This is a genomic window from Saccharospirillum alexandrii, assembly GCF_004000275.1.
GTDB lineage: Bacteria > Pseudomonadota > Gammaproteobacteria > Pseudomonadales > Natronospirillaceae > Saccharospirillum > Saccharospirillum alexandrii.
The window spans coordinates 1,588,252-1,612,369 of the sequence record NZ_RCIP01000001.1 but is presented as its reverse complement, the minus strand read 5'-3'; the positions used below and the strand labels follow the sequence as shown (position 1 = coordinate 1,612,369).

23 protein-coding genes are annotated in these 24,118 nt (G+C 56.4%); 9 read left to right on the top strand and 14 right to left on the bottom strand.

Translation table 11 applies throughout. The features are described 5' to 3' along the window. Window positions 1–3: 3 nt before the first annotated feature. The 7 genes from EP166_RS07170 to EP166_RS07140 all read right to left on the bottom strand — a co-directional run bounded on the left by EP166_RS07170 (window position 4) and on the right by EP166_RS07140 (window position 6,469). Window positions 4–324 carry a cytochrome C oxidase subunit IV family protein gene (locus EP166_RS07170; protein ID WP_127556072.1) on the bottom strand — a complete coding sequence of 107 codons (321 nt, stop codon included), beginning with the start codon at window positions 322–324 and terminating at the stop codon, window positions 4–6. Between the two features lie 33 nt (window positions 325–357). Then, a complete protein-coding gene (locus EP166_RS07165; RefSeq protein ID WP_127556071.1) occupies window positions 358–1,029 on the bottom strand; it encodes a heme-copper oxidase subunit III family protein in 672 nt (223 codons plus the stop codon). A 5-nt stretch (window positions 1,030–1,034) separates the two neighbouring features. Next, window positions 1,035–1,712, bottom strand: coding sequence for a cytochrome c oxidase subunit 3 (locus tag EP166_RS07160; RefSeq protein ID WP_127556070.1), 678 nt, complete (start codon window positions 1,710–1,712; stop codon window positions 1,035–1,037). Then, on the bottom strand, window positions 1,709–3,484 hold the full coding sequence (locus EP166_RS07155) for a cytochrome c oxidase subunit I (protein WP_127556069.1): 1,776 nt from the start codon (window positions 3,482–3,484) through the stop codon (window positions 1,709–1,711). The genes EP166_RS07160 and EP166_RS07155 overlap by 4 nt, the downstream gene beginning before the upstream one ends. Before the next feature lie 45 nt (window positions 3,485–3,529). After that, the gene (locus EP166_RS07150; protein ID WP_127556068.1) at window positions 3,530–4,879 is read right to left on the bottom strand and encodes a c-type cytochrome; all 1,350 of its coding nucleotides are present in this window, start codon (window positions 4,877–4,879) and stop codon (window positions 3,530–3,532) included. A gap of 196 nt (window positions 4,880–5,075) precedes the next feature. Further along, window positions 5,076–5,609, bottom strand: coding sequence for a hypothetical protein (locus EP166_RS07145; protein ID WP_127556067.1), 534 nt, complete (start codon window positions 5,607–5,609; stop codon window positions 5,076–5,078). A gap of 326 nt (window positions 5,610–5,935) precedes the next feature. Beyond that, entirely contained in the window at window positions 5,936–6,469 is a 534-nt protein-coding gene (locus tag EP166_RS07140) for a TlpA family protein disulfide reductase (protein WP_127556066.1), read from the bottom strand. 208 nt (window positions 6,470–6,677) lie between these two features. On the opposite strand from EP166_RS07140, the gene EP166_RS07135 reads away from it, so the two are divergent. Further along, complete coding sequence (locus EP166_RS07135; protein ID WP_127556065.1) at window positions 6,678–7,103, top strand: cytochrome b562; 426 nt, start codon at window positions 6,678–6,680, stop codon at window positions 7,101–7,103. Window positions 7,104–7,108: 5 nt separating this feature from the next. Beyond that, entirely contained in the window at window positions 7,109–7,798 is a 690-nt protein-coding gene (locus EP166_RS07130) for a cytochrome b/b6 domain-containing protein (RefSeq protein WP_127556064.1), read from the top strand. 29 nt (window positions 7,799–7,827) lie between these two features. Here EP166_RS07130 and EP166_RS07125 read toward each other — a convergent pair whose 3' ends face one another. Beyond that, complete coding sequence (locus tag EP166_RS07125; RefSeq protein WP_127556063.1) at window positions 7,828–8,469, bottom strand: arylesterase; 642 nt, start codon at window positions 8,467–8,469, stop codon at window positions 7,828–7,830. Continuing rightward, entirely contained in the window at window positions 8,466–10,328 is a 1,863-nt protein-coding gene (locus EP166_RS07120; RefSeq protein WP_220432498.1) for a patatin-like phospholipase family protein, read from the bottom strand. Before EP166_RS07120 ends, EP166_RS07125 begins: the two co-directional genes overlap by 4 nt. A gap of 271 nt (window positions 10,329–10,599) precedes the next feature. Here EP166_RS07120 and EP166_RS07115 point away from each other — a divergent pair, with 271 nt between their 5' ends. From EP166_RS07115 to EP166_RS07105, 3 genes are all read left to right on the top strand, one after another. Beyond that, window positions 10,600–11,625, top strand: a complete 1,026-nt coding sequence (locus EP166_RS07115) for an adenylate/guanylate cyclase domain-containing protein (RefSeq protein ID WP_127556062.1) — start codon at window positions 10,600–10,602, stop codon at window positions 11,623–11,625. Window positions 11,626–11,654: 29 nt separating this feature from the next. After that, complete coding sequence (locus EP166_RS07110; protein ID WP_127556061.1) at window positions 11,655–12,332, top strand: Crp/Fnr family transcriptional regulator; 678 nt, start codon at window positions 11,655–11,657, stop codon at window positions 12,330–12,332. Between the two features lie 67 nt (window positions 12,333–12,399). Further along, complete coding sequence (locus EP166_RS07105; RefSeq protein WP_127556060.1) at window positions 12,400–12,936, top strand: PH domain-containing protein; 537 nt, start codon at window positions 12,400–12,402, stop codon at window positions 12,934–12,936. Window positions 12,937–12,940: 4 nt separating this feature from the next. Here EP166_RS07105 and EP166_RS07100 read toward each other — a convergent pair whose 3' ends face one another. The 3 genes from EP166_RS07100 to EP166_RS07090 form a co-directional block, all read right to left on the bottom strand. Continuing rightward, on the bottom strand, window positions 12,941–14,200 hold the full coding sequence (locus tag EP166_RS07100) for a cyclic di-GMP phosphodiesterase (protein ID WP_127556059.1): 1,260 nt from the start codon (window positions 14,198–14,200) through the stop codon (window positions 12,941–12,943). A gap of 113 nt (window positions 14,201–14,313) precedes the next feature. After that, the gene (gene fghA / locus EP166_RS07095) at window positions 14,314–15,162 is read right to left on the bottom strand and encodes an S-formylglutathione hydrolase (protein WP_127556058.1); all 849 of its coding nucleotides are present in this window, start codon (window positions 15,160–15,162) and stop codon (window positions 14,314–14,316) included. Window positions 15,163–15,409: 247 nt separating this feature from the next. After that, entirely contained in the window at window positions 15,410–16,522 is a 1,113-nt protein-coding gene (locus EP166_RS07090) for an S-(hydroxymethyl)glutathione dehydrogenase/class III alcohol dehydrogenase (RefSeq protein ID WP_127556057.1), read from the bottom strand. A 129-nt stretch (window positions 16,523–16,651) separates the two neighbouring features. Between EP166_RS07090 and EP166_RS07085 the strand changes: the two genes are divergently transcribed. After that, window positions 16,652–17,542 carry a LysR substrate-binding domain-containing protein gene (locus EP166_RS07085; protein WP_127556056.1) on the top strand — a complete coding sequence of 297 codons (891 nt, stop codon included), beginning with the start codon at window positions 16,652–16,654 and terminating at the stop codon, window positions 17,540–17,542. 131 nt (window positions 17,543–17,673) lie between these two features. Here EP166_RS07085 and rimO read toward each other — a convergent pair whose 3' ends face one another. Further along, the gene (gene rimO / locus EP166_RS07080; protein ID WP_127556055.1) at window positions 17,674–19,032 is read right to left on the bottom strand and encodes a 30S ribosomal protein S12 methylthiotransferase RimO; all 1,359 of its coding nucleotides are present in this window, start codon (window positions 19,030–19,032) and stop codon (window positions 17,674–17,676) included. A gap of 519 nt (window positions 19,033–19,551) precedes the next feature. On the opposite strand from rimO, the gene EP166_RS07075 reads away from it, so the two are divergent. From EP166_RS07075 to EP166_RS07065, 3 genes are read left to right on the top strand one after another with little or no spacing between them, the layout of a single operon-like run. After that, window positions 19,552–20,616: a TRAP transporter substrate-binding protein gene (locus EP166_RS07075; protein WP_127556054.1), complete on the top strand. Its 1,065-nt coding sequence runs from the start codon at window positions 19,552–19,554 to the stop codon at window positions 20,614–20,616. Window positions 20,617–20,619: 3 nt separating this feature from the next. Further along, window positions 20,620–21,219 (top strand): TRAP transporter small permease subunit, encoded by a 600-nt coding sequence (locus EP166_RS07070; RefSeq protein WP_127556053.1) that lies wholly within the window; start codon window positions 20,620–20,622, stop codon window positions 21,217–21,219. A 54-nt stretch (window positions 21,220–21,273) separates the two neighbouring features. After that, window positions 21,274–22,635 (top strand): TRAP transporter large permease, encoded by a 1,362-nt coding sequence (locus EP166_RS07065; protein ID WP_246026226.1) that lies wholly within the window; start codon window positions 21,274–21,276, stop codon window positions 22,633–22,635. Between the two features lie 99 nt (window positions 22,636–22,734). On the opposite strand, the gene kynU is transcribed toward EP166_RS07065, so the two are convergent. Then, a complete protein-coding gene (gene kynU, locus EP166_RS07060) occupies window positions 22,735–23,985 on the bottom strand; it encodes a kynureninase (RefSeq protein ID WP_127556052.1) in 1,251 nt (416 codons plus the stop codon). Window positions 23,986–24,118 lie beyond the last annotated feature (133 nt).

The window sequence follows — 24,118 nt, the reverse complement described above, 5'->3', positions numbered from 1 at the left end:
CCGCTACCCCGCCAGGAACATCAGTCGGCTGGTCATGGTGTAATTGCCTTCAATGGCCATAAAGGCAATAAAGATGGGAATTGCCAGAGTGGGTACCAGTAAAGCCACACGCAGGGTGATGGGCTCCCAGGCGAAATGCATGAACACACTGAGAATCAGGCCGGCTTTGAGGAACATGAAAATCAGAATCAGGCTCCAGCGTAGCAGGCCCTGAAACTGCAAGTAATCGACCATGTACGACAGGGCACTGAGCACGAACAATACCCCCCAGACTTTAAAGTACAGGCTTAACGGGTGCTGCTGACCCTGAGTGTCTGCGCTCATATTTCCTCCTGACGCGGGCCGGTTGTGACCGGCTTACCATAAATAGAAAAAGGCAAAAATAAACACCCAGACGAGGTCGACAAAGTGCCAGTACAAGCCGGTGATCTCGACAATCTGGAACCCCTTTTTATCGTAGTGGCCAAGCTTTACCTTGATCGCAACGACGGTTAAATAAATCACCCCACCGGTAACGTGAAGGCCATGAAAACCGGTAATCATAAAGAAGGTGGAACCAAACTGGGCGGCACCCAGCGGATTACCCCAGGGGCGAATGCCTTCTTCGACAATCAATTTGCTCCACTCGTACGCCTGCATGCCCACGAAGCCGAAACCCAGTGCCGCTGTGGCAATCATTAACCAGAAGGTGGCGTTCTTGTTGCCCTGGTAGGCTGTGTTGACCGCCATCGCCATGGTGCCGCTGCTGGTAATCAGAATGAACGTCATGATGGCGATAAGCAGCAACGGAATGTGTTCACCGCCGACCACCAGGGCAAAAACCTCGCTGGTCAGTGGCCAGGCTTCGGTCGCCGAAATGCGCACGTTCATGTAGCCAATCAGGAACAGGCTGAAGATAAAGGTGTCGCTGACCAGAAACACCCACATCATGACCTTGCCCCAGTTGACCTTGAAGGCCTCCTTGTCGGCCGACCAGTCGATTACCAGGTGTTGCCAGTAACCCTGGGGCTTGCTGTTCATTTCCGTCATGGTGGTTACCCCAGGCCGCAAGCGGCGGCAAGTAAGGCGTAGGCTTCAGGCGTCCGGGTGAGTAAGAAAAACAGCACTAACCATAACGCCAGCAAATAATGCCAATAGGTGGTGCAGGCTTTAACGGCAACAGCGACCTGATCAATGCTGCACCCCTGACCAATGCGAATAAAAACCCGCACGACCGCGAGTACCCCTCCAAACAGATGCAGGGCATGCAAACCGGTAAACAGATAAAAGTAGGAGTTGGCCGGGTTGTCGCTGACGCCGTAGCCCAGGTTGGCAAGGTAAATCCAGGTGGTCCATTGCGCCATAATGAACACCAGCGCCAGGAATCCGCCAACGCTGATACCCAGCATAACGCCATCGGGTTTTTGTGATTTTACCGAATGCCAGGCCCAGTGCATGGCGGCACTGGCTGCAACCAGAACGGCCGTGGTGGCCCAAAGCCTGGGGCTTTGGTTGAACGGCAGCCACGGTTCGCCGGCCAGTGCCTGAAAATCCGGGTACTGGGACCGGGTCAGAAAGGTCACAAAGATCAGCACAAAGGCGATGCTGATCACCATCAGTAAAAACCGCAGGGCAATCTGGGCCGGGGGAGTACCGCCCGATGCGTCATACGCAATTGAACCATCGGGCATGGCCAGCCAGGGTTTTTCAGTTAGAGCGCTGAAGCCTTTCATGTGGATTCCCTCCCGGTTGCGGTGCGGTCATAGCCTGGTTCGTAGGTCACGTCACTGTCGGGTACATGCTGTGGTATGAAGTCGTCCACGACACCGGGCACGCTGTAATCGTAGGCCCAGCGATGGACGGTTGGCAGCTCTTTGCCCCAGTTGCCATGGCGTGGTGGTACGTCCGGCGTGTGCCATTCAAGCGAGGCGGCATCCCAGGGGTTGATGCGGGACTTGGGTTCCCGCTTGATCGTCCAGAACAGGTTGATGATGAAAATCAGTTGAAACAGCGCAACGATGATGACTGCAATGGTGATGTTCGCATTGAGCGCATGCGCCGAGTCGGGAATGAAGCTGGTGTCACCCAGAGCGTAGTAACGCCGAGGAACCCCGAGGAACCCGATGTAGTGCATTGGCAGATAGATGGCGTAGGTACCGAGGAAGGTGCCCCAGAAGTGAATCATCCCCAAACGGGTATTGAGTTGTTTGCCGGTCACCAGCGGGAACCAGTGATAGATGGCGGCAAAGAGCACCATGATCGGTGAAACCCCCATCACCATGTGAAAGTGAGCAACCACAAAGAACGTGTCGGACAGCGGCAGGTCAATGACAACATTGCCCAGAAACAGGCCGCTTAAGCCGCCATGGGTAAAGGTAAAAATAAACCCGATGGCGAACAGCATGGGCACGGTCAGGTGAATGTTGCCTTGCCAGAGTGTCAGCACCCAGTTGTAGACCTTGATCGCCGTGGGTACCGCAATGATCAGCGTGGTCGTGGCGAAGAAAAATCCGAAATAGGGGTTCATGCCACTGACATACATGTGGTGTGCCCAGACCACAAAACTGAGTCCGCCAATAATAACGATGGCCCAGACCATCATCCGGTAGCCGAAGATGTTCTTGCGCGCATGCACGCTGAGTACATCGCTGACCATGCCAAACGCAGGCAGCGCCACGATGTACACTTCCGGGTGGCCGAAAAACCAGAACAGGTGCTGAAACAGAATCGGGCTGCCGCCTTCATAGTCGGTGGCCTCACCCAGCGATACGATGGCGGGCATGAAGAAGCTGGTGCCGAGCACGGAATCAAACAGCATCATGATGGCGCTGACCAGCAGGGCCGGGAAGGCAAACAGACCAAGAATGGTGGCCGTGAAAATGCCCCAGATGGTCAGTGGCATACGCATCAGCGTCATACCGCGCGTGCGCGCCTGCAGAATGGTCGACACATAGTTCAAGCCACCCATGGTAAAGGCGATGATAAAAATAGCCAGAGAGGCGAGCATCAGCACAATGCCCCAGCCGGAGCCCGGCGTTCCCTCAAGAATCGATTGGGGTGGGTAGAGTGTCCAACCAGCACCGGTTGGACCGCCCGGTGCGAAAAAGCTGGCGAGCAGCACCAGTACCGATAAAAAATAAAACCAGAAACTGAGCATGTTCAGATAAGGGAAAACCATGTCGCGGGTGCCGACCATCAGCGGAATCAGGTAGTTGCCGAAACCGCCCAGCAACAGTGCCGTTAGCAAATAGATCACCATGATCATGCCGTGCATGGTCACGAATTGTAGGTACATGTTGGGATTAATGAAGTCGAACTGGTCGGGGAAGCCCAGTTGCAAGCGCATCACCACCGACAGCATCAGGGCCACCAGCCCGACAAAGATGGCAGTGCAGGCATACTGAATGGCAATGACCTTGTGATCCTGACTCCAGATGTACTTGCCGATGAAGGTTCGGGGGTGGTGCAGCTCGGGTTCCTGATCGGCAATGGCGATGTGTGTCATGGTAGATCCCTGTGCAAAAGTGCTTGTTGGTCTTGGTGCTTCCGGTCACAGCGTTGCAATGTAGGCCAGCAAGTCACGCAAACGTTCGGGGCTGTGAATGGTGCGTGTCATTAGCCGCATCTGTGTACCAAACTGATCTTCGGGGTGCTTGCCTCGCCAGCCCATGCTGAAATGCTCCAGCTGGCGTTTCAGGTAAAGGTCGCTCTGGCCCGCCAGTGCCGGCGCGCTCAGCAGTACCTTGCCCTCGCCGCCGGTACCGTGACAGGCTGCACAGGCGCCATAGAGACGCTGGCCGTTGGCAATGTCGCCGACCAGCGTGCCGTCGACATCAACCGCGTCGAGCGTCTCGATGTAGGCCAGCAAGTCGGCTTCGGTGTTGGGGTCAATCCCCCGGGCTATGGCCACCATGGTCTGGCCCGGGGAGTCCTCCCGTGCAGTACCGCGTATGTTGTTCCGGTAATGCCGCAGCTGCCGCGCCATATAGCGGCTCTCGAGTCGAGTGAGATTGGGCGCATTCAGCGCCGGGTTGCCCTGACCATTGGCACCGTGACAGCCTGCACAGCTCTGATATCCTGCTTCGCCGGCTGCCAGGTCAATGCCGTTTCCTGACTGCACGTCGTTAAAAGTTGGGTAGGTGGCCAGCCAGGTTTCGAAGTCCTGTTCGGGTTCCACCTGTACCTGGCCTTTCATGGTGTAGTGCGCCAGGCCGCATAACTCCTCGCACAATACATCGAAGGTGCCTTCGCGGGTCGGCGTAAACCACTGATAGGTTTGAGTGCCTGGCACCAGATCCATCTTGACCCGGAACTGGGGTACCGCGAAGTTGTGCAGCACATCATTGGAGCGCAGGACCAGCTTGACCGGTTGATCGACTGGCAGGTGCAGTCGGTGGTGTTCTACCAGAATGTCGTCGGCACCACTGGGGTCGCTCGGGTCGAGGCCGAACCGGTTGTCATTACTGACAAAGCGAGCATTGGCAGCACCGAGTACACCGTCGTCACCGGGAAAACGAAACGTCCATTGCCATTGCTGGCCAATGGCTTCAACTTCCATGGCATCGTCCGGCACATGGACGACCTTGGCCCAGACAATGAGGCCAGGTGTGAGCATGGCGACAACACCGACCGTCGTTAAGGCGGTTAGCCAGATTTCGAGTTTCTTGTTTTCGGGCTCGTAGTGGGAACGCCGGTTTTTATTGTGTCGGTAGCGCCAGACAGTCCAGGCGAGGAAGAGGTTAACCGCGATGAACACCGCGCCGGTGATCCAGAACGATATTTCGATGGTGGTATCGATGGATGACCAGTTCGACGCCAGGGGTGTCAGCCACCACGGGCTGGCAAAATGGAGTATCAGCGTAATCGCAACCAGACCGACAATGACGATGGCTATATACACAGTATCCCTCCTGAACACGACCGGCCCGGACCGATAGTTCGCGACCGAAGTGCAGCGACACAGCACAGTACACAACTGCGCGTTGCGCCAGGTAGCATGGTGTTGTTATAGGGTGCCACCAGGTCCTGCCGGTGGTTGTTTAGCGATTCTGGCGAAGACCGGGTCGGGCCCTTTTCTGTTCAGGTCCCCGAGTCGGTTATACGCGTTTAAGCTTTGAAAAAGGCGAGATGAAATGTCGGTCAACTGCTGCGAACTGCGCGTCAGCATGACGTTCTTCCATCACCTTTCTAACAGCGGCCTCCTGTTCTTTGGGCGTGTATATCAGGACCAGATATTTGCCAGCTTCGATATCATCGTGAAAGGGTTGCAGCTTCTTATTTTCAGTATCGACACCCCAGAGGCCGCCTTCCCAGATACCAAACAACGTTGTGACTGCGATGAAAATGACGTTTACCCACCAAGGCAGGTTTTCGCTGAAGATGCCGGTTAAATGAAAGAGAATGATCAGTAGCATGCCGGCACAGAAACCGATGAGACCTCCAAGTATGGAGCTGTGGTAGAGGTCCAGTGTTTCAATGTAGTTGGCTGATTGAATATGCTTTTGAGTGAGTCCGCTTTCATCTTTGCTGATGACGTGAATGTACCAGTCAGATATACCAACTTCGTGCAAATCTTCCGCGATATCGGCGCTCTCTTTCAGTGTCGGCGATAAATAGTATAAGCACTTCATTGGCGTTCCTCTTTTTTTGACAAACCATGTCAAATAGCAGGGTTGAGTGGTCTGTCGTGGGGTTGGTTTTTATTATTTGGCTTAACGTTAATTCAAGGTTGCGTTTTTTCAACCGACTGAATAACACAACGATACGATAGTGACTGGGTAAGTATGAATGGGAAGCGGCCTGTCAAAATGGACGAATAGATTAAAACAGTCGGAATATCAGTCGGTTAATGCAGTGAACGTAATACTGTGGGCAAAAGTATCCTGCCATAACATGATTTATCGCTATTAGCAGATATTTTTTAACCCTAAATCAGTATAAAAACACTGTCTGTTTCTCATTGTGGGTTGGTGAGTTCAGGCAATAGCGATTCCAGTTGCCGGGTCAGTGTCGGGTCGGTCCAGTCTGCATAGCCATCGAGCTGGTAACGAATCTGACCATGAGCATCGGCCAGAAAGGTTGCGGGCAATCCTGTGAGTGGTAGTTGCGCCGTGAACTGGGTTGTGAGATCCAGTAACACCGGCAACTCGATCTCTGTTCCAGTCATGAATTCCCTAACCGTTGCGAGGCTGTCACCGTAGTTCAGTGCGACCCAGTGAATATCCGCATGCGGATAGCGTGCTTTGAGCGCATTAAGCGCAGGAAGTTCATCAACGCAGGGCTTGCACCAGCTGGCCCAGATATTGATAAACAAAGGTCCGTCGGGCAGGGCGCTTACCCGATTGTTGAGGGTCAGCAAGGCGGGTGCCTCTGGCAGGTTTTTGACCTCAGTGACTGGTTTGAATGACTCGGCCAGTGTAACCGGGGCAATGACCAGGCAGGCCAGAACAGGTGTTATCGAACGGCGAGCAGATAAGGGCCGCTTGTGCATGGAACTGACCTCCAGCTATCGATGGGCGTGATTGGTGCAAACACAGGCCTTAAAAAACACAGTATGGCGCAGAGTGGTGCATTTGGCTGGTCAATCCGAGAGCCGCTTGTCGTGACCTTTACTTGAGATCCACGATGTCTGCACATTTTGTCGATTATCATAAGCCCGTAATTTTTTATTCATAAATGAACTGAACAGGAAACCTTTCATGACGTTAAAACAACTGGGCGCAATCGCGTTGTTGTCGATGGGAATATCGGCCGCTGCCTATGCTGAAACTTGCCAGGATACGGCCCTCTATGAGGATATGCGTACCCTTGCACAGAATATGCGACCGATGACCCAGGCCATTCGCAGCGATGACATGGACACGGCCCGGGAACTGTTGCCGGCGATGAAAGCCGCGGCCGAGTCTGCCAGCCAGGAGATGCCCTTCCTGTTTCGTGACGGTGCGGCCGACAGTGATGTCGCTGCCTATGAAGCTGTGATGGCTGATTTTACCGCCGAATTCGCGGCCCTGGAGACGGCCCTGGCATCCGGTGATCAGGGTGCTGCGGCCCGCGCAATGCAGGCCTTGGGTGATGTGCGCCGTACCGGTCACGGTGACTTTAAAGACAGCAGCTGCGAAGACTGACACAGATGACAACGGTTAATCAGAACGGGCAGCTTCAGTCGGCAACGCCCGTCGAAAGTGATGTTTGGGACCTGCCGGTCCGGCTGGTGCACTGGTTGCTGGTGCTGTGTCTGGTGACGTTGTTTGTCAGCGTCAACAACGGCTGGATGAGCCTGCATTTTTACGCCGGTTATGCCTTGTCGGCCTTGCTGGTGTTTCGGCTGCTGTGGGCACTGGTCGGTACGACCTATGCCCGGTTCTCTGGTTTTGAGTTGTCACTGAGGCGAGTTCTGCCAACCCTGCGAGATCTGGTTGCCGGTCGGCACCAGAGTCCTGCCGGTCATAATGCGGCGGGTTCCTGGATGGTGTTGCTGTTGCTGTTGGTGCTTGCCGCCCAGGTGCTCAGTGGCCTGGTGTATTCTGACGATGTGTTCTGGTACGGCCCCTGGTTTTTTGCGGCGCCAGAATGGGCCCAGGCACTTGCGGCGCGGCTACACCCGAGGTTGCCGGCGTTGATTCTGGCGCTGGCGGGTACTCACATTGTCGCGGTCTTGTATCATCGCATACGGCTAAAAGAACCGCTGATCGGTGCCATGGTGCACGGCCGTAAACCTCTGGCGGGTGCTGACCGCAGCGCCGTCAGTCGTGTGTGGCTCGTGTTGAGTTTGCTAGTGACTGCCGTTTGGGGCTTCTGGCTTGTCAGTCTGCCCATCTGAAGGCATAGCAAGACAAGGCGGAAGCCCTTTCAGGGCAGGGCCCCCGCCTCGCTCAGCAAGGCCGACACGGCCTCGGCAAATTGCTGGTAGCCTGCCGCGTTGAGATGCACCCGGTCCGACTTCAGACTCGCGTTGCCTTGCAGGTCAGCCATGGTGTTATTGTCGATCGGAATGTCGTACTGATCGGCCAGCTCAGCGTAGAGTTTGGCTGAAGACAGAAAGATACCCGGCTCCGGCACGCCTATCAGCACAACCTGAATGCCCCGCGATTGCATCAGTTCGATCATGGCAGCCAGATTGGCTTTGGTGGCCGAGGTATCCTGGCGGCGCAGAAAATCGTTACCGCCATGGCACAGTATCACCAGGTCTGGCCGGTATTCGTCGAGTACCGCCGGTAGCCGCTGTCGGCCCTCGGCGCTGGTTTCTCCGGATACGCCGGCGTTTATCACCTCGATGCGGGTCATCCGTTGCAGAACGGCCGGGTAGGCGCTGTCGCCGCCGGTGCCCACGCCGACCGTCAGGCTGTCGCCAAACGCCAGAATGCGATCACCCGGTGCAAGGGGGTCGAGCCGGGCGCCACCGCACGCCGACAGCAGCAGAAGGCTGGCGATCACCAGGTTTGCCAGCCAGTGCCTCCGTTTGGTATTCCGGTAATCAAGTAGCGCCTTCATGGTGTTGACTCTCTGGCTGTTTCAACTCTGGCGAGAACGTCCTTGCCATGGTCATAGCCCTGACGCACTGCCTGATCAAACCGGCGCCAGTCGAGCAAGCCAATCCGTTTCAGCGGCGGGTTAAAGTACAGGTCGGTCAGTTGTTCCGACTGGGTGCGGCGTGAGGTGCTGTAGAGAATGCTCACGTTCATTAAATAGGACGCCAGAGAGGGCAATTTGTACTTTCGTTTGTGTCGCTTGCGCAACCGGTCGCGCAGCAGCGTCCAGGGGCCGGGCACTTCATCGAACGTCAGCGGGCGACGGGCAGCGATGCTCAGGTCGATGCCAATCACCGTACCTACGCCGCGCGCCTTGCGCATGATGTCGACCGGAAAATTGTTCAGGGTGGCACCGTCACACAACAGGTCGCCCTTGTGCAGAATGGGGGGCAATGCGCCCGGTATTGCCGTGCTGGCGCGCAGGGCCTTGGCCAGCGAGCCGTGGCGCATAACGTGTTCTTCAGCCCGGGAATAATTGGTCGCCACGCAATAAAAGGGTTTCCACAGATCGTCGAGATTGGCCTTGTGGCCGAGCAAATCCTGAAACGCCTGAACGATGATACGGGCCAGACGTTGGCCGCGAATCAGCGACACGATGGGTAACCAGTTGAAGTCGCCAGTCGGGTTGAGCTTGAACGACCGCCGGCAAATATCGAGCGTTCGATCCAGGGGCTGGTCGGCGGCTATCAGTGCTGCCATGACGGCGCCCATGCTGGTTCCGCCCACATAATCGACCTCAATGCCCGCTTCCTGCAATGCCTTGAACACGCCCAGGTGCGCGAAGCCACGCGCACCGCCACCGGCCAGAACGAGCCCAGTGGCGGTGCGGGTTTCTATGCGCGCCATCCGGGCCATGTCTCGTTCGAGATCCGGTCTTATGTGAACATGGTCCGTCACCGGTCGCCGGTTCAGCCAAGCCCGGGTGTTGCGCGGGCATTGGGTGTCGGCTGCGTGCAGCAACACCAGCACCTCGGCCGCTTCGGTGCGCATCGAGTCGCTGGCAAGGCATTCGCTTTCGATCGCATGCAGGGCCGGTGGTTGCGTTGCATCGGCCAGCAACAGTATTTCGTCGCTGTGGCGGCAGCAGCGTCGGGTCCAGTCAGATGGGGTATCGTCGGTGACCAGCAATACAAAATCGGATTCCGATTCAATCTGGTCCAGATAAAGCGTAATGCGCTGCTGCCGGTCGCGCGGGTCGGCTTGGGTGCCCGTGTCGGTCTCTGCCAGGTGGGCTTCCAGCCGCTTGGCGTCGATCAGGGTAACCGAACCCTGTTGCTCCAGTTGTGCCGCGAGGCGGTTTGCAAAGTCGCCAGGGTCTGTGCCTGGTGATATCGGCGCCAGCGTTATAGTAACCGGCAATGGCATGGGGTTGACGGTATGCTGGGTTTGCAGGCGTTGAATGATCTGTCGGGTCAGTGCCATCGACAGCCGGTGGCTAGTGGCCAGCAGTTCATCGAAATGGGCCTTGTCGAGCCGCACCAGAACCGAATCGCGAATCGCTATTACCGTGGCTGAGCGGGGTTCGCCCGTGTACAGGCTCATTTCGCCAAAGACCTGCCCCCGGCCCATCTCGCGCACCGGCTTTGGCGTTCCCGACTCATCATTGATGTAAGCGCGTAAACGGCCACTGACCGACAAATAGAGGGCATCGCCGGCGTCTCCTTGCTCCATCAGCGTCTCGCCCCCGGCTATTTCCACCCAGCGCAGGCGTTTACGCAACAACGCCAGGGCTTCGGGCTCGATAGCGCCCAGAAACTCAGTCAGGTGCTGGTCCAGTAAGGCCTGGTGGTGCGTCTGTATATCCGGAGTGTGCTCGTTCAACGATAAACCTCCCTGTCAGTCTTGTTCTGCTGTATCCGTCAGGCCGGATTGTGAACGTTCAGAATTACAGAGAAGTCACAACCAGTAAAGCAGGAATCCGCACCATACGGGTCCGCTTGCGTGGCCCTGTGCACTGTTCGAAAGAATGTGCTAGGTTAAGTTCCGGTCCCGGCAAGGCAAGCCGACAGGGAACTTGATACCGCACAGGATGGTGCGACACATGGATTTCGGGCAGTGACGTCAGCCTTGCCCGAGCAGTCAGGACTCGACGATGAAAGAACATCAGCTCAACGCCATTCTCTTCAGCGATATCGTCGGCTATTCCAGCCAAATGGCGGCCGATGAGGCGTCCACACTCGAGGTACTGCAACGCAACCGCTTACGGCATCAGCGTATCGTAGCGCTCTATCATGGGCGCATAGTCGATACCATCGGCGACGGTCATCTGTGTCTGTTTTCCAGCAGTCTCGACGCGGTATATGCCGGTTTGGCGTTGCAACATGATTTGCAAGCCAACCAGGATGACACCCAATTGAGGGTTGGTATTCACGTCGGCGATACGGTGATAGAACGCGACGGTCTTAGGGGCTTGCGCGTGATCGGCGATGCCGTTAACACGGCTTCCCGCATAGAAAGCAACGCACCGGCCCCCGGGGTCTGGGTCTCGGCCAGGGTGGCGACCGATCTGCGCAGCAACGCGCAACTGACGTTCGAATCGGCCGGCCTGTTTTCACTGAAGAATTTGCCAGAGGCGATGGAGCTTTTTGAGGTTCGGTCGGTATCCGGTTCGGTACCGGTTGGCCTGTCCAGAGCGCGTTTTTCCTATCACCATCAACAGTTCAGCCGCACCCGCGTCGTGGCACTGGCTACTGTACTGTGTTTTAGCCTGGCGGCTGCCTTTGTGGCCTCTCAGGTGTTTGACAACCCAGATTCGCTGGCCGTTCTGCCACTTGAATATGTCGGAGCCGATGCCGAATACCAGTACCTGGCCTCAGCGCTTACCAGCCGATTGCAATCCCACCTGGCTCCCTTTAACAACATCAACCTGGCGTCCCAGGCCAATGCCCGGCGATTGACCGATGCCAGCGGGTATTTGGGAGATGAAGAAGTCGACTTTTTCATGGAGGGCAGCCTGCTATTGGTTGGGCAGCAGGTGACGATTGAAATCAGCATCGTGGAAGCCGACGAAGACAGCATTTTGTTCAGTGAGCAGTGGCAGGGCGACCTGGATCAGCTAGAGCACCTGGAAACCTCGGTGCTTGACTCGGTGGGTGACTATGTGTCGACGTCATTGTGAGCGTTACGGGAATTACAGGCGGTAAGGTAATGCCTGAACCGGTATCCATTCTGGAAGCCCTAACGGCCAGGTCGCGTGCGCAACTGATGCATCACGCAAGGCCGCGCCAATTTACCGCCGGATCTGCCTTGTTTTACAAGGGCGATGATGGCACTTGGCTGTACCTGATTGAGCAGGGTCTGGTTGAGATCAGTCTGATGTCGTTGCAGGGTAAAAAAGCCACGCTGAACCACCTGGGTCCGGGTGAGGTGATCGGCGAACTGTCGGCACTGGATCAGTTGCCGCGCAGTGCCGATGCGCTGGCGCTGACCGATACCGGGGGTCTGGTGATTCCCAAGCAGCAACTCGCCGAGGTATTGCGCGATGACAGCGATGCCTGTTTGGAAGTTATTCGGCTGCTCTGCAGCCGGGTTCGGAATGCCTCGGATATGTTCGAGAACCGGGCCGTCGCGCCGGCGTCCGTGCGGCTCGCGCATTGTGTACTGACGCTGATTCGCAAATGGGGCGAAACGGACGAGCAAGGTATCCTGCACGTGTCGCAACAGCTTAGCCAGGCAGAGCTGGGCGAGTTTGCCGGGCTGGCCAGAGAAAACGTCAATCGGCTGTTAAAGGAATGGCAGGCGCTGGGGTGGCTGCAGTTTCATCGCGGTCAGATGTCTGTGCTGGATTTGGCAGCGCTGAACGCGATAGTGGATCAGAGCGAGTGATTTACATCACTGCGCTGGGTTAAGGCGCTTCGTAGCATGGGCTTGTCACTCAACCGGAGACAGGCTCATGACGACCACGTTAACGAACAAAACAACCGCTACTCCAAACCAAACCGATACCACGTCGGCGCAAGCGGCCACCCCCACACTGGCTGTGGATGAATTCATACTGCATACCAGCAAACGCCACCCGGCGGTTTGGGTTGCCCTGAGCGTGGCAGTGCTGGTCAGTCTGCTGGTCTCGACCTGGCTACTGTTGCCACTGCTTTTACTGGCTGTGCAGCCATTGGGTTACTCGTTTTCCGTAACCAGTCGTCAGATTATTGAACACAAGGGTGTTTTTTGGCGCAAAGCCCGCTGCATACCGCTGAATGAACTGGTCAGTATCGATCTGGTCAACCGGGATTTCGGGCTGTTTTTTCAGGTTGGCAAACTGACGGTGACAACGCGTTCAGGCAAGTCTGAGTCGTTCAGTTGGGTCGCTCAGCCTGAGCGACTGGTCCGGCTTCTGGATCATCAGCACGGTGGTTGCGATCTGGATACGACCTCCGAACCGGTCCGTCAGGTTCGACGCCTGCGCAACAGCTTGAGTCATCTGGTGTAATCACTCAGAGCAGGCTGAGTTCCCGTTTTACGGCGGTGTTGATATCGACGCCCGCGGTGCCATTCAGCACTTCACTGCGGATGGTCACACTCTGATTGGTAGGATCGGCCAGGTCCAGTTCATGAGGGGCCGGCAAGGGGTGTTGCCGGGCATCGGTCAGCACCCGGATGCGAGGCCGGGCAAAATCGTCCGGGTTGGGTTCCAGTACCATGGCGACTTGTCCTCCGCTCAGTTGAACAAGACTGCCCGTCGGGTAGAACCCGATACAGGTGATAAAAGCTTTCGACAAGTCTGAGTCGAAGTGCGTACCCCGCTCGCGCAAGATGCTTTTCAGTGCCTGCTCGGAGGTTTTAACCGTGCCATAGCAGCGCTCACTGGTCATGGCGTCATAGGCATCGGCCAGGGCCACAATTTTGGCGTAGTAGGAAATTTGTTGCTGGCGCAACCCGCGTGGATACCCCTTACCATCGATGCGCTCATGGTGCGAATGCGCAACATCAATGGCATGTTTGAATTCGGCCGAGGCGGACATCAGAATATTGCGGCCGTGGGTCGGGTGTTCGGCCATGATGTAGGCTTCTTCCCGTGTAAACCGGCCAGGTTTGTTCAGTATGTCGGCGGGAATTCGACTCTTGCCCACATCGTGCAACAAGCCACAGAGTGCAACGTCCCGTATTTCAGCTTCCATCAGCCCCAGGTGGCGAGCAAAGGTGGCGCTGAGTATGCAGACATTCATGCTGTGTTCGGCGGTGTAGCTGTCTTTGTGTTTGATCATCGACAGAAACCGCAGGGCATCTTTGTTGGCCAGAATGCTATCGACCACCTTATCGACGACGTCGCGGCATTCAGTCACTTCGAGGCTGCGTCCGACGCGCAAACCATCCATGATGGACGTGGCCATTGAGCGTGCCGAATCAAAGGTCAGTCGGGACGCTTCAACCGCCCGTTCAAAGCCAACCTGATTGATGTAGTTGACCCGTCGGGTACTGGCCGGCCCGGTTTTGGCTGGCCTGGGCGTGGGGGGCGCTGGGCCATGGCTGGTGGTTGTGCGTTGTTTCGACGCGGGAGATACGTCAATTTTGACTTGCACTGTCACGGTCTGGCACTGGCGCTGCAGTTCCCGTATGTCATCGGTGGATGCGATGACAAACCCCTGTAACAGGAAGGTAGTTTCTTCCCAGGGCCGGTCCAGCGCGACCACGCGCATGCCAATTTCCAGATCCTGGACGGAAACAGACAAATCCTGGTAATCGGCATGGCGCATGGTTGATGGAATTCCAAGATACAAGGCGTGAATCTCAGTGTAGCCCGAATGTTTATCTCGGGTCGACTTCGTTGCACGGGCTTGTCACCCTGGATTAACCATGAACGCGGGTGTTAATTGCTCTGCAAGGCTTTGGCGTGAAAGCGCAGATGATCTTCAATAAAGCTGGCAATGAAATAATAGCTGTGGTCATACCCCGGTTGAGTGCGGCTCTCAAACGGATGAGCACTGTGTTCAGCGGCCTTACTCAGTGCCTGGGGGTGCAGTTGCGCTTCCAGAAAGTTATCGGCATCGCCCTGATCCACCAGAATCGGAAACTGAGCGTCGCTGCTGGCCAGTAACAGGCTGGCATCATAGTCACGCCAGGTCGCCTGGTCGTCGCCGAGATAGGCGGAAAACGCCTTGTGACCCCAGGGAACCGCTGTTGGGTTACAAATGGGCGCAAAGGCCGAGACCGAGCTGTAACGATCGGGGTTGCGCAAACCAATCACCAGCGCACCGTGGCCACCCATGGAGTGACCGCTGATCGACCGTTGTTCTGTTACTGGAAAATGGGCCTCGATCAGGCTGGGCAATTCCGACACAACGTAATCGTACATCCGGTAGTGGCGGTTCCAGGGCGCCTCAGTGGCATTGACGTAAAAGCCAGCGCCCAGGCCCAGATCGTATGCTCCCTCCGGGTCGTCAGCGACGCCGTCACCGCGTGGGCTGGTGTCGGGTGCGACGATGGCGATACCCAGTTCAGCCGCCATGCGCTGCGCGCCGGCCTTGTGCACGAAATTCTCGTCGGTACAGGTGAGGCCCGACAGCCAGTACAGCACCGGTACCGGGTGCTGGGCATCGGCACCGGGCGGCAGGTAGACGCTGAAACGCATGGTACAGTTTAAGGTGGCAGACGCGTGCTCATACTGTTTCTGCCAACCGTTGAAACACTTGTTGCTGTTCAGATGATTCAAACTCATGGAATCCTCAAGTCTTAACTTGAGTTTCGGAGGACAAATTGACTGCGTTGCCAAAACTCTCGACGGATAGCAGGGCTGCTCCTGCGGGGGCGCCGTAAATACATCCATGTAGGCTTAACTTCGGCATCCATGCCTCAGATACCCCCGCAAAAGCAGCCCTGCCACCCGCCGCTAGCTTTATGCGAACTCCGAAACTAGGGATCTTAAAAACGGATGTCTCTTTTGGGAGAATCCGTTCGGCCGGTATTCAGTAATGCACGACACTGCGAATGCTTTTACCTTCGTGCATCAAATCAAAGGCTTCGTTGATCTGTTCGAGCGACATGGTGTGGGTGATGAACTCTTTCAGAGGAATCTCACCTGCCAGGTATTGCTCAACATAGCCTGGCAATTCGGTGCGTCCTTTCACGCCACCAAAGGCACTGCCACGCCAGACGCGACCGGTGACCAGCTGGAACGGACGGGTGCTGATTTCCTGGCCTGCGCCGGCAACACCGATGATGACCGATTCACCCCAACCTTTGTGGCAGCATTCCAGCGCCGAGCGCATCACGTCTACATTGCCGATGCATTCGAACGAGTAGTCGACGCCACCATCGGTCAGGTCGACGATCACTTCCTGGATGGGCTTGTCGTAGTCTTTCGGGTTGATGCAATCGGTCGCGCCCAGCTTGCGCGCCAGATCGAACTTGCTGGTGTTGATGTCGATGGCAATGATTCGGCTGGCTTTGGCCATGACCGCGCCGATGACGGCTGACAGGCCGATGCCGCCGATGCCGAAAATGGCAACGGTTGACCCTTCCTCGACCTTGGCCGTGTTCATTACCGCACCGATGCCCGTGGTCACGCCACAGCCAAGCAAACACACTTCTTCCAAAGAGGCTTCCGGGTTTACCTTGGCCAAAGAGATTTCCGGCAACACGGTGTATTCGGAGAAGGTAGAGCACCCCATGTAATGGAAAATCGGCTTGCCGTCTTTGTAGAAACGGCTAGTGCCATCGGGCATCAGGCCCTGGCCCTGAGTTGCGCGGATTTTCTGGCATAGGTTGGTTTTGCCGGAGAGACAGAATTTGCACTCGCCGCATTCCGGTGTGTACAGCGGAATAACATGGTCACCGACTTTAACACTGGTGACGCCTTCGCCGACCTGTTCAACGATGCCACCGCCTTCATGGCCGAGAATGGCCGGGAAGTTACCTTCAGGGTCGTCGCCCGAAAGAGTAAAGGCGTCGGTATGGCAAACGCCGGTCGCGACGATACGCACCAGCACTTCGCCCGCTTTGGGTGGCATGACGTCGATTTCTTCAATGCTCAGCGGCTGGCCGGGGCCCCAGGCAATGGCGGCTTTGGATTTGATCATGGTCGAACCTCGTTGGTCAGATGAGTTGGAACAGTAAAGTCGATTGTATTAGGGTTTGCCAGGTTAATAATGAGGCTCATGGGTAAATCATTTTTACCATAGGGCAATAATAGAGTAAGAGAGAGGCCGATGGCGCGTTGGGATGGTATTGAAGAATGTGTAGCAGTCGCTGAGACCCGCAGTTTTACCCGGGCTGCCGAACGATTGGGCAGTTCCGTTGCCAATATCAGTCGACAGATCAGCCGGCTGGAAGATCGGTTGGATGTTCAGTTGTTTCAGCGCACCACGCGCTCGGTCACGCTTACTGACGATGGCCGGATCTACTACAACCACTGCCGCGCCTTGCTCGATGGCCTGGTAGAGGCCGAACAGGCCATCGGCGAGCGGTTGTCCGAACCGACTGGTCGGTTGCGGATAACCGCACCGCTGTCTTATGGCGAGCGCTACATAGCCCCGTTGATTGCCGGGTTTACGATGCACTACCCGCGACTCGACATTGATCTGCAACTGACCAATCAGCGCCTAGATCTGATCGAATCCGGCATCGATCTGGCGATTCGGGTTGGCGTGCTGGAAGACGAACGCCTGGTCGCCCGGCCGCTGGCGCATAGAGCCCAGTTCGTCTGTGCCTCACCGGATTATCTGGCCCGGTTTGGGCAGCCGCACACTCTGGCTGAGTTGAAGAACCATTCCTGTTTGCTGGGCACACTGGACCACTGGCGTTTTACCGATCAGGGTGAACGGCGGGATGTCCGGGTTGCCGGCAGGCTTCGATGTAACAGCGGGCCTGCGCTGCGGGATGCGGCTTTGAAAGGTCTGGGCATTGTTCAATTGCCGGATTACTACGTTAATGACGACATTCAAGCTGGACGGCTGGTGACGGTTCTGGATGCCTTTGCACCGGCGGAAGAGGGCGTTTGGGCGTTGTATCCGCCGAATCGGCATTTGTCGCCTAAGGTTCGGGCTTGTATTGAATGGTTGGGGCGGGGATTAAAGGGTGGCGTAGCCTGGAATCAATAATGAACCATTGTGTCATGCGTTAGAAACTCAAGTTTCGGATTTTGCACAGTAGACTAGTACCCGGTATCCGGTGCGGGCCAACGCCATTGAGGTGAACCGAACTCCGAAACTTGAATGTCTAACGCAGGGTTTTACCTCGTAATTGGGTGAGCCCACAGGTCATATTCATCGGCGTCTTCAACATGAACCCAGAGGCGGTCGCCGGGTTTCAGTTGGGTCTGGTTGTCGAGAAAGACCTGGCCGTCGATATCCGGTGCGTCGGCTTTCGAACGGGCGACAGCGCCCTCGGCGACCACTTCATCGACGATGACTTCGATGTCGGTGCCAACCTTGGCCTGCAGGCGGGCGGTACTGATGCGCTGCTGCACTTCCATAAAGCGGTCGTAGCGTTCCTGCTTGACGGCTTCATCAACGTGGTTGGGCAGGGCGGCAGAGGCGGCGCCATCGACGTTGGAATACTGAAACGCGCCAACGCGGTCGAGCTGGGCTTCTTCCAGAAAATCGAGCAGCATCTGGAAATCAGCCTCGGTTTCGCCCGGAAAGCCGACAATAAAAGTCGAGCGCAGGGTAATGTCCGGGCAGATTTCCCGCCACTTATGAATACGGTTTAACACTTTCTCAGCATGAGCCGGGCGTTTCATTGCCTTGAGCACGGTGGGGCTTGCGTGCTGAAACGGAATGTCCAGATATGGGAGAATGCGGTTTTCAGCCATCAACGGGATGATGTCGTCGACGTGCGGGTAGGGGTAGACGTAGTGCAGCCGCACCCAGGCATCCAGTTGACCCAGTTCTTCACACAGTTCCTTCATCCGGGTTTTCACCGGCTTGCCGCTCCAGAAATCGGTGCGGTATTTCATGTCGACACCGTAGGCGCTGGTGTCCTGGGAAATCACCAGCAGTTCTTTGGTGCCGTTGTTCACCAGGCGCTCGGCCTCGCTCAGCACCTGTCCAACCGGGCGGCTGACCAGATCCCCCCGGAACGAGGGAATGATGCAGAAGGTGCAGCGGTGGTTGCATCCTTCGGAAATCTTCAGATAGGCATAATGCTTCGGCGTCAGCTTGACGCCGGTATCCGGAACAAGCGAGATGAAAGGGTCGTGACGCGGCGGCACCACATCATGCACCTGACGCACCACTTCTTCGTAGGCATGGGGCCCGGTAACGGCCAGCACGTTCGGGTGGACTTCCCGAATGTCGTTCTCCTTGGCACCCAGACAGCCAGTGACGAGCACTTTCCCGTTCTCGCGCAGAGCTTCACCGATGGTATCGAGCGATTCCTTCACCGCTGAGTCAATAAAGCCGCAGGTATTCACAATCACCACATCCGCATCGTGGTAAGAGGGCACCACATCGTACCCTTCAGCCCGCAGCTGGGTCAGGATGCGTTCAGAGTCGACGGTGTTCTTCGGGCAGCCCAGGCTGACAAAACCGACGCGCCCCTGCTCGGTAACAGGCTTGCCTTCGCGGGGAGTGACGATATGGGTGGTCATGAAAACCTCAGGGCTGGTCAAAAAAGGAGCGGTATTGTAGCGCCTTCCAATCTGGCTTCAAGCGCCACGCACCTTATTCGCCGTGTTTCTTTGTGTTACCTGTTATTTGAGCCGGAGCTGGCTGGAAAGTACACGCTTGCAGCGGCCACCGGGTGAGCCTCTGTGGGGAAGTCCGCAGCAGGGATGCTGCGGCCTAGGCTCCATGGACGGATTCACGCCGACCCCACAGAGGCTTACCCGGTGGCCGCTGCTTTACCACCATAGCAGCCTCTCCTACCAAAGCAGGAGGCCCGCCAGCGCCCGATTTCCGGTGGCCTGTAGCACCCTCCTACTAACGAACGAAAGCCACGCTCTAAGGCTCGGCCTAGCATTCAGTCACTGGCTTACACCCACGGGTCAAGCCAAGCCTCTCTTGGGATATCGGTGTTGCCAGTTTCAGGAGGCTCAGAGCCAGACCGTAGAGTTGGTAGAAAGCACTAAGACTCACTCCACAATTACAAAAACAGAGAGACAATGATCATGAAAAAAGCATTGCCCCTGGCCGTACTGGCCACCACCCTGGCCGCTGCGCCCTTTGCAGCTCAGGCTGAATTCAACCGGGTTCGCTGGCAGGTTCCGATGGCGTTTTCTTCGTCGCTGACGGCCCTGGGCGACACCATGCCGGTGGTTTCCGACATGGTGTCCACCATCAGTGATGGCCGGGTTACACTGCAAACGGTAGAGCCCGGGGCGTTGATTCCTGCCCTGTCAATTTTCGACAACGTCAGTGCTGGCAACATTTCTGCCGGTTATTCCTGGATGGGCTATGAATGGGGCCAGGTACCGGGTTCAGCCTTGTACGGCGCCACGCCATTCGGTCTGGAATCCCAGGAATTTCTGGCGTGGATGTATCACCATGGTGGTGATGATCTGCTGAAAGAAATGTTTGAGCCTTACAACGTTTACCCGATTCTGTGCGGCACCATCAGCCCTGAATCAGCCGGCTGGTTTACCGAGGAAATGAATTCGGTTGAAGATCTGCGTGGTCTGAAATTCCGTGCTGCGGGTCTTGGTGGCGAAATCATGGGCGAGTTTGGTATGTCCATTAACGTGTTGCCCGGTGGCGAGTTGTATCAGGCACTGGAAACCGGTGTATTGGATGCTACCGAATTCTCGTTGCCGACCGTCGACAAGCAGTTGGGCTTTTCACAGGTGGCCAAGTACTACTACCTGCCAGGCTGGCACCAGCCGTCAACCAATCAGTTCCTGTACATCAATCTGGATGAGTGGAACAAGCTGAACGGTCAGACGCAAAGCCTGATCGAAACCTCCTGCATGGCTGGCAATGCAGTTGCACTGGCGAAAGCAGAAGCATTGCAGGGCGCTGTATTGAACGAGTTTGCCGAAGAAGGTGTGAACCTGCGTCAGTACGATGCCGAGATGCTGGGGGCTTTTGAGGAGGCTACCGCTTCGGTCATGGAGAAATATTCCGAGCAGGACGAGATGTTTGATCGGATCTACAGCTCCATGAAGGAATTCCAGGCTGAACATGCGACCTGGAAGAAGTATGGCTACCTGTCACGTGACTGGCATGCACAGGATTGATCCATGTCTGACATAAAGCTCGATCTGGACAAGGTGGAGCAAGCGGTGGGGCATGGCCCCACCGCCGTTCCGTACCCGCCCACCTGGTTATCCGACAAGCTCGATGCCTTGCTTGAGGTCGTCGGGCGCTTTTTTTCGTGGAGCTGGCTGCTGCTGATGGTGCTGGTGGTGTTGAATGTCGTGCTGCGTTATTTCTTCAGTAACTCCTACGTTGCCCTTGAAGAGCTGCAGTGGCACATCTACTCCATCGGTTTCATGATTGGTCTGTCCTACTGCGTTTTGCACGACGGCCATGTTCGGGTGGATGTACTCGCTGAAAAGCTGTCGCATCGCAAGCGAGCATGGCTCGAATTGCTGGGGCTGGCCCTGTTTTTAATGCCGTTTTGCCTGTTTGTCCTCTATTACGCCTATCCCTTTGTTGAACGGTCTTATGTGATGGGCGAGATTTCCGGGTCTCCGGGCGGCTTGCCCATGCGCTGGTTGATCAAGTCGGTGATTCTAATCGGATTCGGACTTCTGTTGATCGCGGCCTTCAGCCGGTTTATTCGGGCGCTGTCGTTTTTAACCGGCTTTCCCCGGGCACGGGTTGCGGCTAATCGTTGAGCCAATGCCTGTTGTTATTGTGTTGTAACGGTCGACTAGCCGTGGAGACTTGTTGTGTTTGAAACCTACGAACTCATCGTCATGGCCATGCTGGGCAGTTTTATTCTGCTTATTTTTACCGGTTTTCCGGTGGCGTGGGTCCTGGCGGGCGTATCCGTCTTTTTCAGTATTGGCGCGGTACTGGCCTATAACTATCTGGATGCAGATACCTACTTTTTAACCGACTGGAATATATTCGGCATCGTTGTTCAGCGAATTTATGATCAGATGACCAAGTGGATCATGGTCGCCTTGCCGATGTTCATATTTATGGGGCTGATGCTGGAGCGCTCCGGCGTCGCCGAACGGCTTATGGTCAATTTTGTTAATCTGTTCGGGCGCTTTAACGGTGGCCTGGGCGTTGCTGTTATTCTGATTGGTATTCTGCTGGCGGCGTCCACCGGCATTGTCGGCGCCTCGGTCGTATTGCTGGCGATGCTGTCGCTGCCGGTGATGCTGGATCAGAAATATTCGCCGGCTTTCGCCAGTGGTATTGTCGCCTCGTCGGGTACGCTTGGCATCATGATTCCGCCGAGCATCATGCTGATTATCATGGCCGATCAGCTGTCGCTGTCGGTAGGCGATCTGTTTATGGGGGCGTTGATTCCGGGTGTTATGCTGGGAATACTCTACATTGCCTTTGTGGTGATCGCTGCCTGGCTCAAGCCATCGCTAGCGCCGCCAAAGGCCGATTTGCCACCCATTACCCGGGCGGTCGTCATTGAAACGCTGCGCTCGGTGTTGCCTCCACTGTCGCTGATTCTGGCCGTGCTGGGCTCCATCTTTTTTGGCATCGCCACACCGACGGAAGCCTCCGGTGTCGGCGCCCTGGGGGCGACCATTCTGGCGGCCATGAACGGTCGCCTGAGCTGGGATGTACTGCGCGATGTATCGCGTAAAACAACCATCACCACGGCTTTTGTGTTCGGTATTTTTTTGGGGGCCACGGCCTTCGCGGTTGTGCTTCGCTCACTCGGTGGTGATGAATTCATTGCCGGGCTGTTAACCAGTATTCCGCTGTCGCCGGGCGGCATTATTCTGGTGATCCTGTTCATCGCCTTTCTGGCCGGTTTTTTCCTGGACTGGCTGGAAATCAGTTTGATTTTGCTGCCGCTGGTCGGGCCGGTGGTGGTGCAACTGGGGTTTGACCTGACCTGGTTCGTGGTGTTGTTTGCGCTGACGTTGCAAACGTCCTTCCTAACGCCACCGGTCGGCTTCTCACTCTTCTATTTAAAAGGCGTGGCGCCGCCAGAGATAAAAACAACGGATATCTACAAGGGCGTTATGCCGTTTATTGCCTTGCAGGTATTGGCGGTGACACTGGTCTTTTTCTGGGAGCCACTGGTGTTGTGGTTGCCCGAGGTCCGCTACGGCTAGAGAAGCGTTTGCGGCCATTCAGGGGCTGATGATTCAGCCCCTTTCTTATGAGCCTCTGAACAACGCTTCAAGGGGTGCTGCTGAGAGACTGCGTGGGGTTCAGGTTACTGCGTGCCGCTCATGGTACTTGGGCTGATCCCAGGTGCGGTTGTCCATAATGTCTTTCAGGCAGTCGACGCTGTCCCATACATCGGTAAAACGCACATAGAGTGGCGCAAAACCGAAGCGCAGGATATCCGGCGCTCTAAAGTCTCCGATCACTCCGCGATCAATCAGCGCCTGCATAATGGCGTAACCTTCCGGGTGCGCGAAGGCTACCTGGCTGCCACGCTCGTTGGCATTGCGCGGCGAGACCAGTTCGAAGCCTGCATCGGGCAGCCGGGTTTCGACCAGTTCAATGAACAATTGGGTCAGTGCGACCGATTTGGCGCGCAACTCGGCCATGGTGGTGTCGGCTAAGGTATCCAGGCCAACGCTGAGCAATTGCGTGGCCACCACCGAAGGCGTGCCGGTCAGGGCGCGGCGGATGTCACCGGCTGGTGCAAAGTCGTCACGCATGGCAAACGGGGCTTCATGGCCAAACCAGCCACTGAGCGGCTGCTCAAAGGCCGCCAGATGGCGCTCTGCAACGAAAATGTACCCCGGTGCTCCAGGCCCGCCGTTCAGGTATTTGTAGCCGCAACCGATGGCGAAATCGGCATTGACGCCATTGAGGTCTACCTCAACCGCGCCGCCACTGTGGCTCAGATCCCAGACCACCAGGGCTCCCTGCTCGTGGGCACGTCGGGTAATGGCTGCCATGTCATGCAACTTGCCGGTTTTGTAGTGAACGTGGGTCAATACAACCACCGCCACATCAGTGTCGATACGCTCAAGCAGTGAATCGGCTGGCTGGGTTTCCAGCACCGGGCCGCCGGTCATGAATTGGCTGAGGCCTTGCAGCATATACAGATCGGTGGGGAAGTTGCCGGGCTCAGAGAGGATCACCCGCCGTGATGGATCTGTCGCCAGTTGCTGTTTCAGTGCCGCAGCAGCGACCTTGAACAGGTTGACTGAGGTGGAGTCGGTAACCACCACTTCTTCCGGTTTGGCACCGATCAGCGCGGCGATCTGGCCGCCGACCTGGCGTGGCAGGTCAATCCAGCCAGCCTGGTTCCAGCTGCGAATCAGGCCCTGGCCCCATTCCTGTTCGATCACCTGGCGCGCGCGTTCCGACGCGGCTTTGGGGCGGGCACCCAGAGAGTTGCCATCGAGATACAGAACATCGTCGGGAATCTCGAACTGGTCGCGCAGAGCGGCGAGGGGGTCTTGGGTATCCAGGGACAGACAGTGACTACGATCTAACGACATCAGGCAGGGCTCCATTGTTTTGTCGTTACCCTACTGTTTTGTGATCCGTAGTGGAAGATTCACCTGAGCAAAAGCACCGTTTCAGAGCGTTGATCAGGCGTTACGGAGACTGGCGCGGCGAACGCGCCAGCCT

Bases quoted from the DNA above. Each gene is read 5' to 3' on its own strand.
- EP166_RS07115 (WP_127556062.1), top strand. From the start codon at position 10,600: ATGAAAGAACATCAGCTCAACGCCATTCTCTTCAGCGATATCGTCGGC.
- EP166_RS07110 (WP_127556061.1), top strand. From the start codon at position 11,655: ATGCCTGAACCGGTATCCATTCTGGAAGCCCTAACGGCCAGGTCGCGT.
- fghA (WP_127556058.1), bottom strand. From the start codon at position 15,162: ATGAGTTTGAATCATCTGAACAGCAACAAGTGTTTCAACGGTTGGCAG.
- EP166_RS07090 (WP_127556057.1), bottom strand. From the start codon at position 16,522: ATGATCAAATCCAAAGCCGCCATTGCCTGGGGCCCCGGCCAGCCGCTG.
- EP166_RS07100 (WP_127556059.1), bottom strand. From the start codon at position 14,200: ATGCGCCATGCCGATTACCAGGATTTGTCTGTTTCCGTCCAGGATCTG.
- kynU (WP_127556052.1), bottom strand. From the start codon at position 23,985: ATGTCGTTAGATCGTAGTCACTGTCTGTCCCTGGATACCCAAGACCCC.
- EP166_RS07170 (WP_127556072.1), bottom strand. From the start codon at position 324: ATGAGCGCAGACACTCAGGGTCAGCAGCACCCGTTAAGCCTGTACTTT.
- EP166_RS07165 (WP_127556071.1), bottom strand. From the start codon at position 1,029: ATGACGGAAATGAACAGCAAGCCCCAGGGTTACTGGCAACACCTGGTA.
- EP166_RS07085 (WP_127556056.1), top strand. From the start codon at position 16,652: ATGGCGCGTTGGGATGGTATTGAAGAATGTGTAGCAGTCGCTGAGACC.
- rimO (WP_127556055.1), bottom strand. From the start codon at position 19,032: ATGACCACCCATATCGTCACTCCCCGCGAAGGCAAGCCTGTTACCGAG.
- EP166_RS07125 (WP_127556063.1), bottom strand. From the start codon at position 8,469: ATGAAGGCGCTACTTGATTACCGGAATACCAAACGGAGGCACTGGCTG.
- EP166_RS07105 (WP_127556060.1), top strand. From the start codon at position 12,400: ATGACGACCACGTTAACGAACAAAACAACCGCTACTCCAAACCAAACC.
- EP166_RS07070 (WP_127556053.1), top strand. From the start codon at position 20,620: ATGTCTGACATAAAGCTCGATCTGGACAAGGTGGAGCAAGCGGTGGGG.
- EP166_RS07130 (WP_127556064.1), top strand. From the start codon at position 7,109: ATGACAACGGTTAATCAGAACGGGCAGCTTCAGTCGGCAACGCCCGTC.
- EP166_RS07140 (WP_127556066.1), bottom strand. From the start codon at position 6,469: ATGCACAAGCGGCCCTTATCTGCTCGCCGTTCGATAACACCTGTTCTG.
- EP166_RS07135 (WP_127556065.1), top strand. From the start codon at position 6,678: ATGACGTTAAAACAACTGGGCGCAATCGCGTTGTTGTCGATGGGAATA.
- EP166_RS07145 (WP_127556067.1), bottom strand. From the start codon at position 5,609: ATGAAGTGCTTATACTATTTATCGCCGACACTGAAAGAGAGCGCCGAT.
- EP166_RS07155 (WP_127556069.1), bottom strand. From the start codon at position 3,484: ATGACACACATCGCCATTGCCGATCAGGAACCCGAGCTGCACCACCCC.
- EP166_RS07160 (WP_127556070.1), bottom strand. From the start codon at position 1,712: ATGAAAGGCTTCAGCGCTCTAACTGAAAAACCCTGGCTGGCCATGCCC.
- EP166_RS07075 (WP_127556054.1), top strand. From the start codon at position 19,552: ATGAAAAAAGCATTGCCCCTGGCCGTACTGGCCACCACCCTGGCCGCT.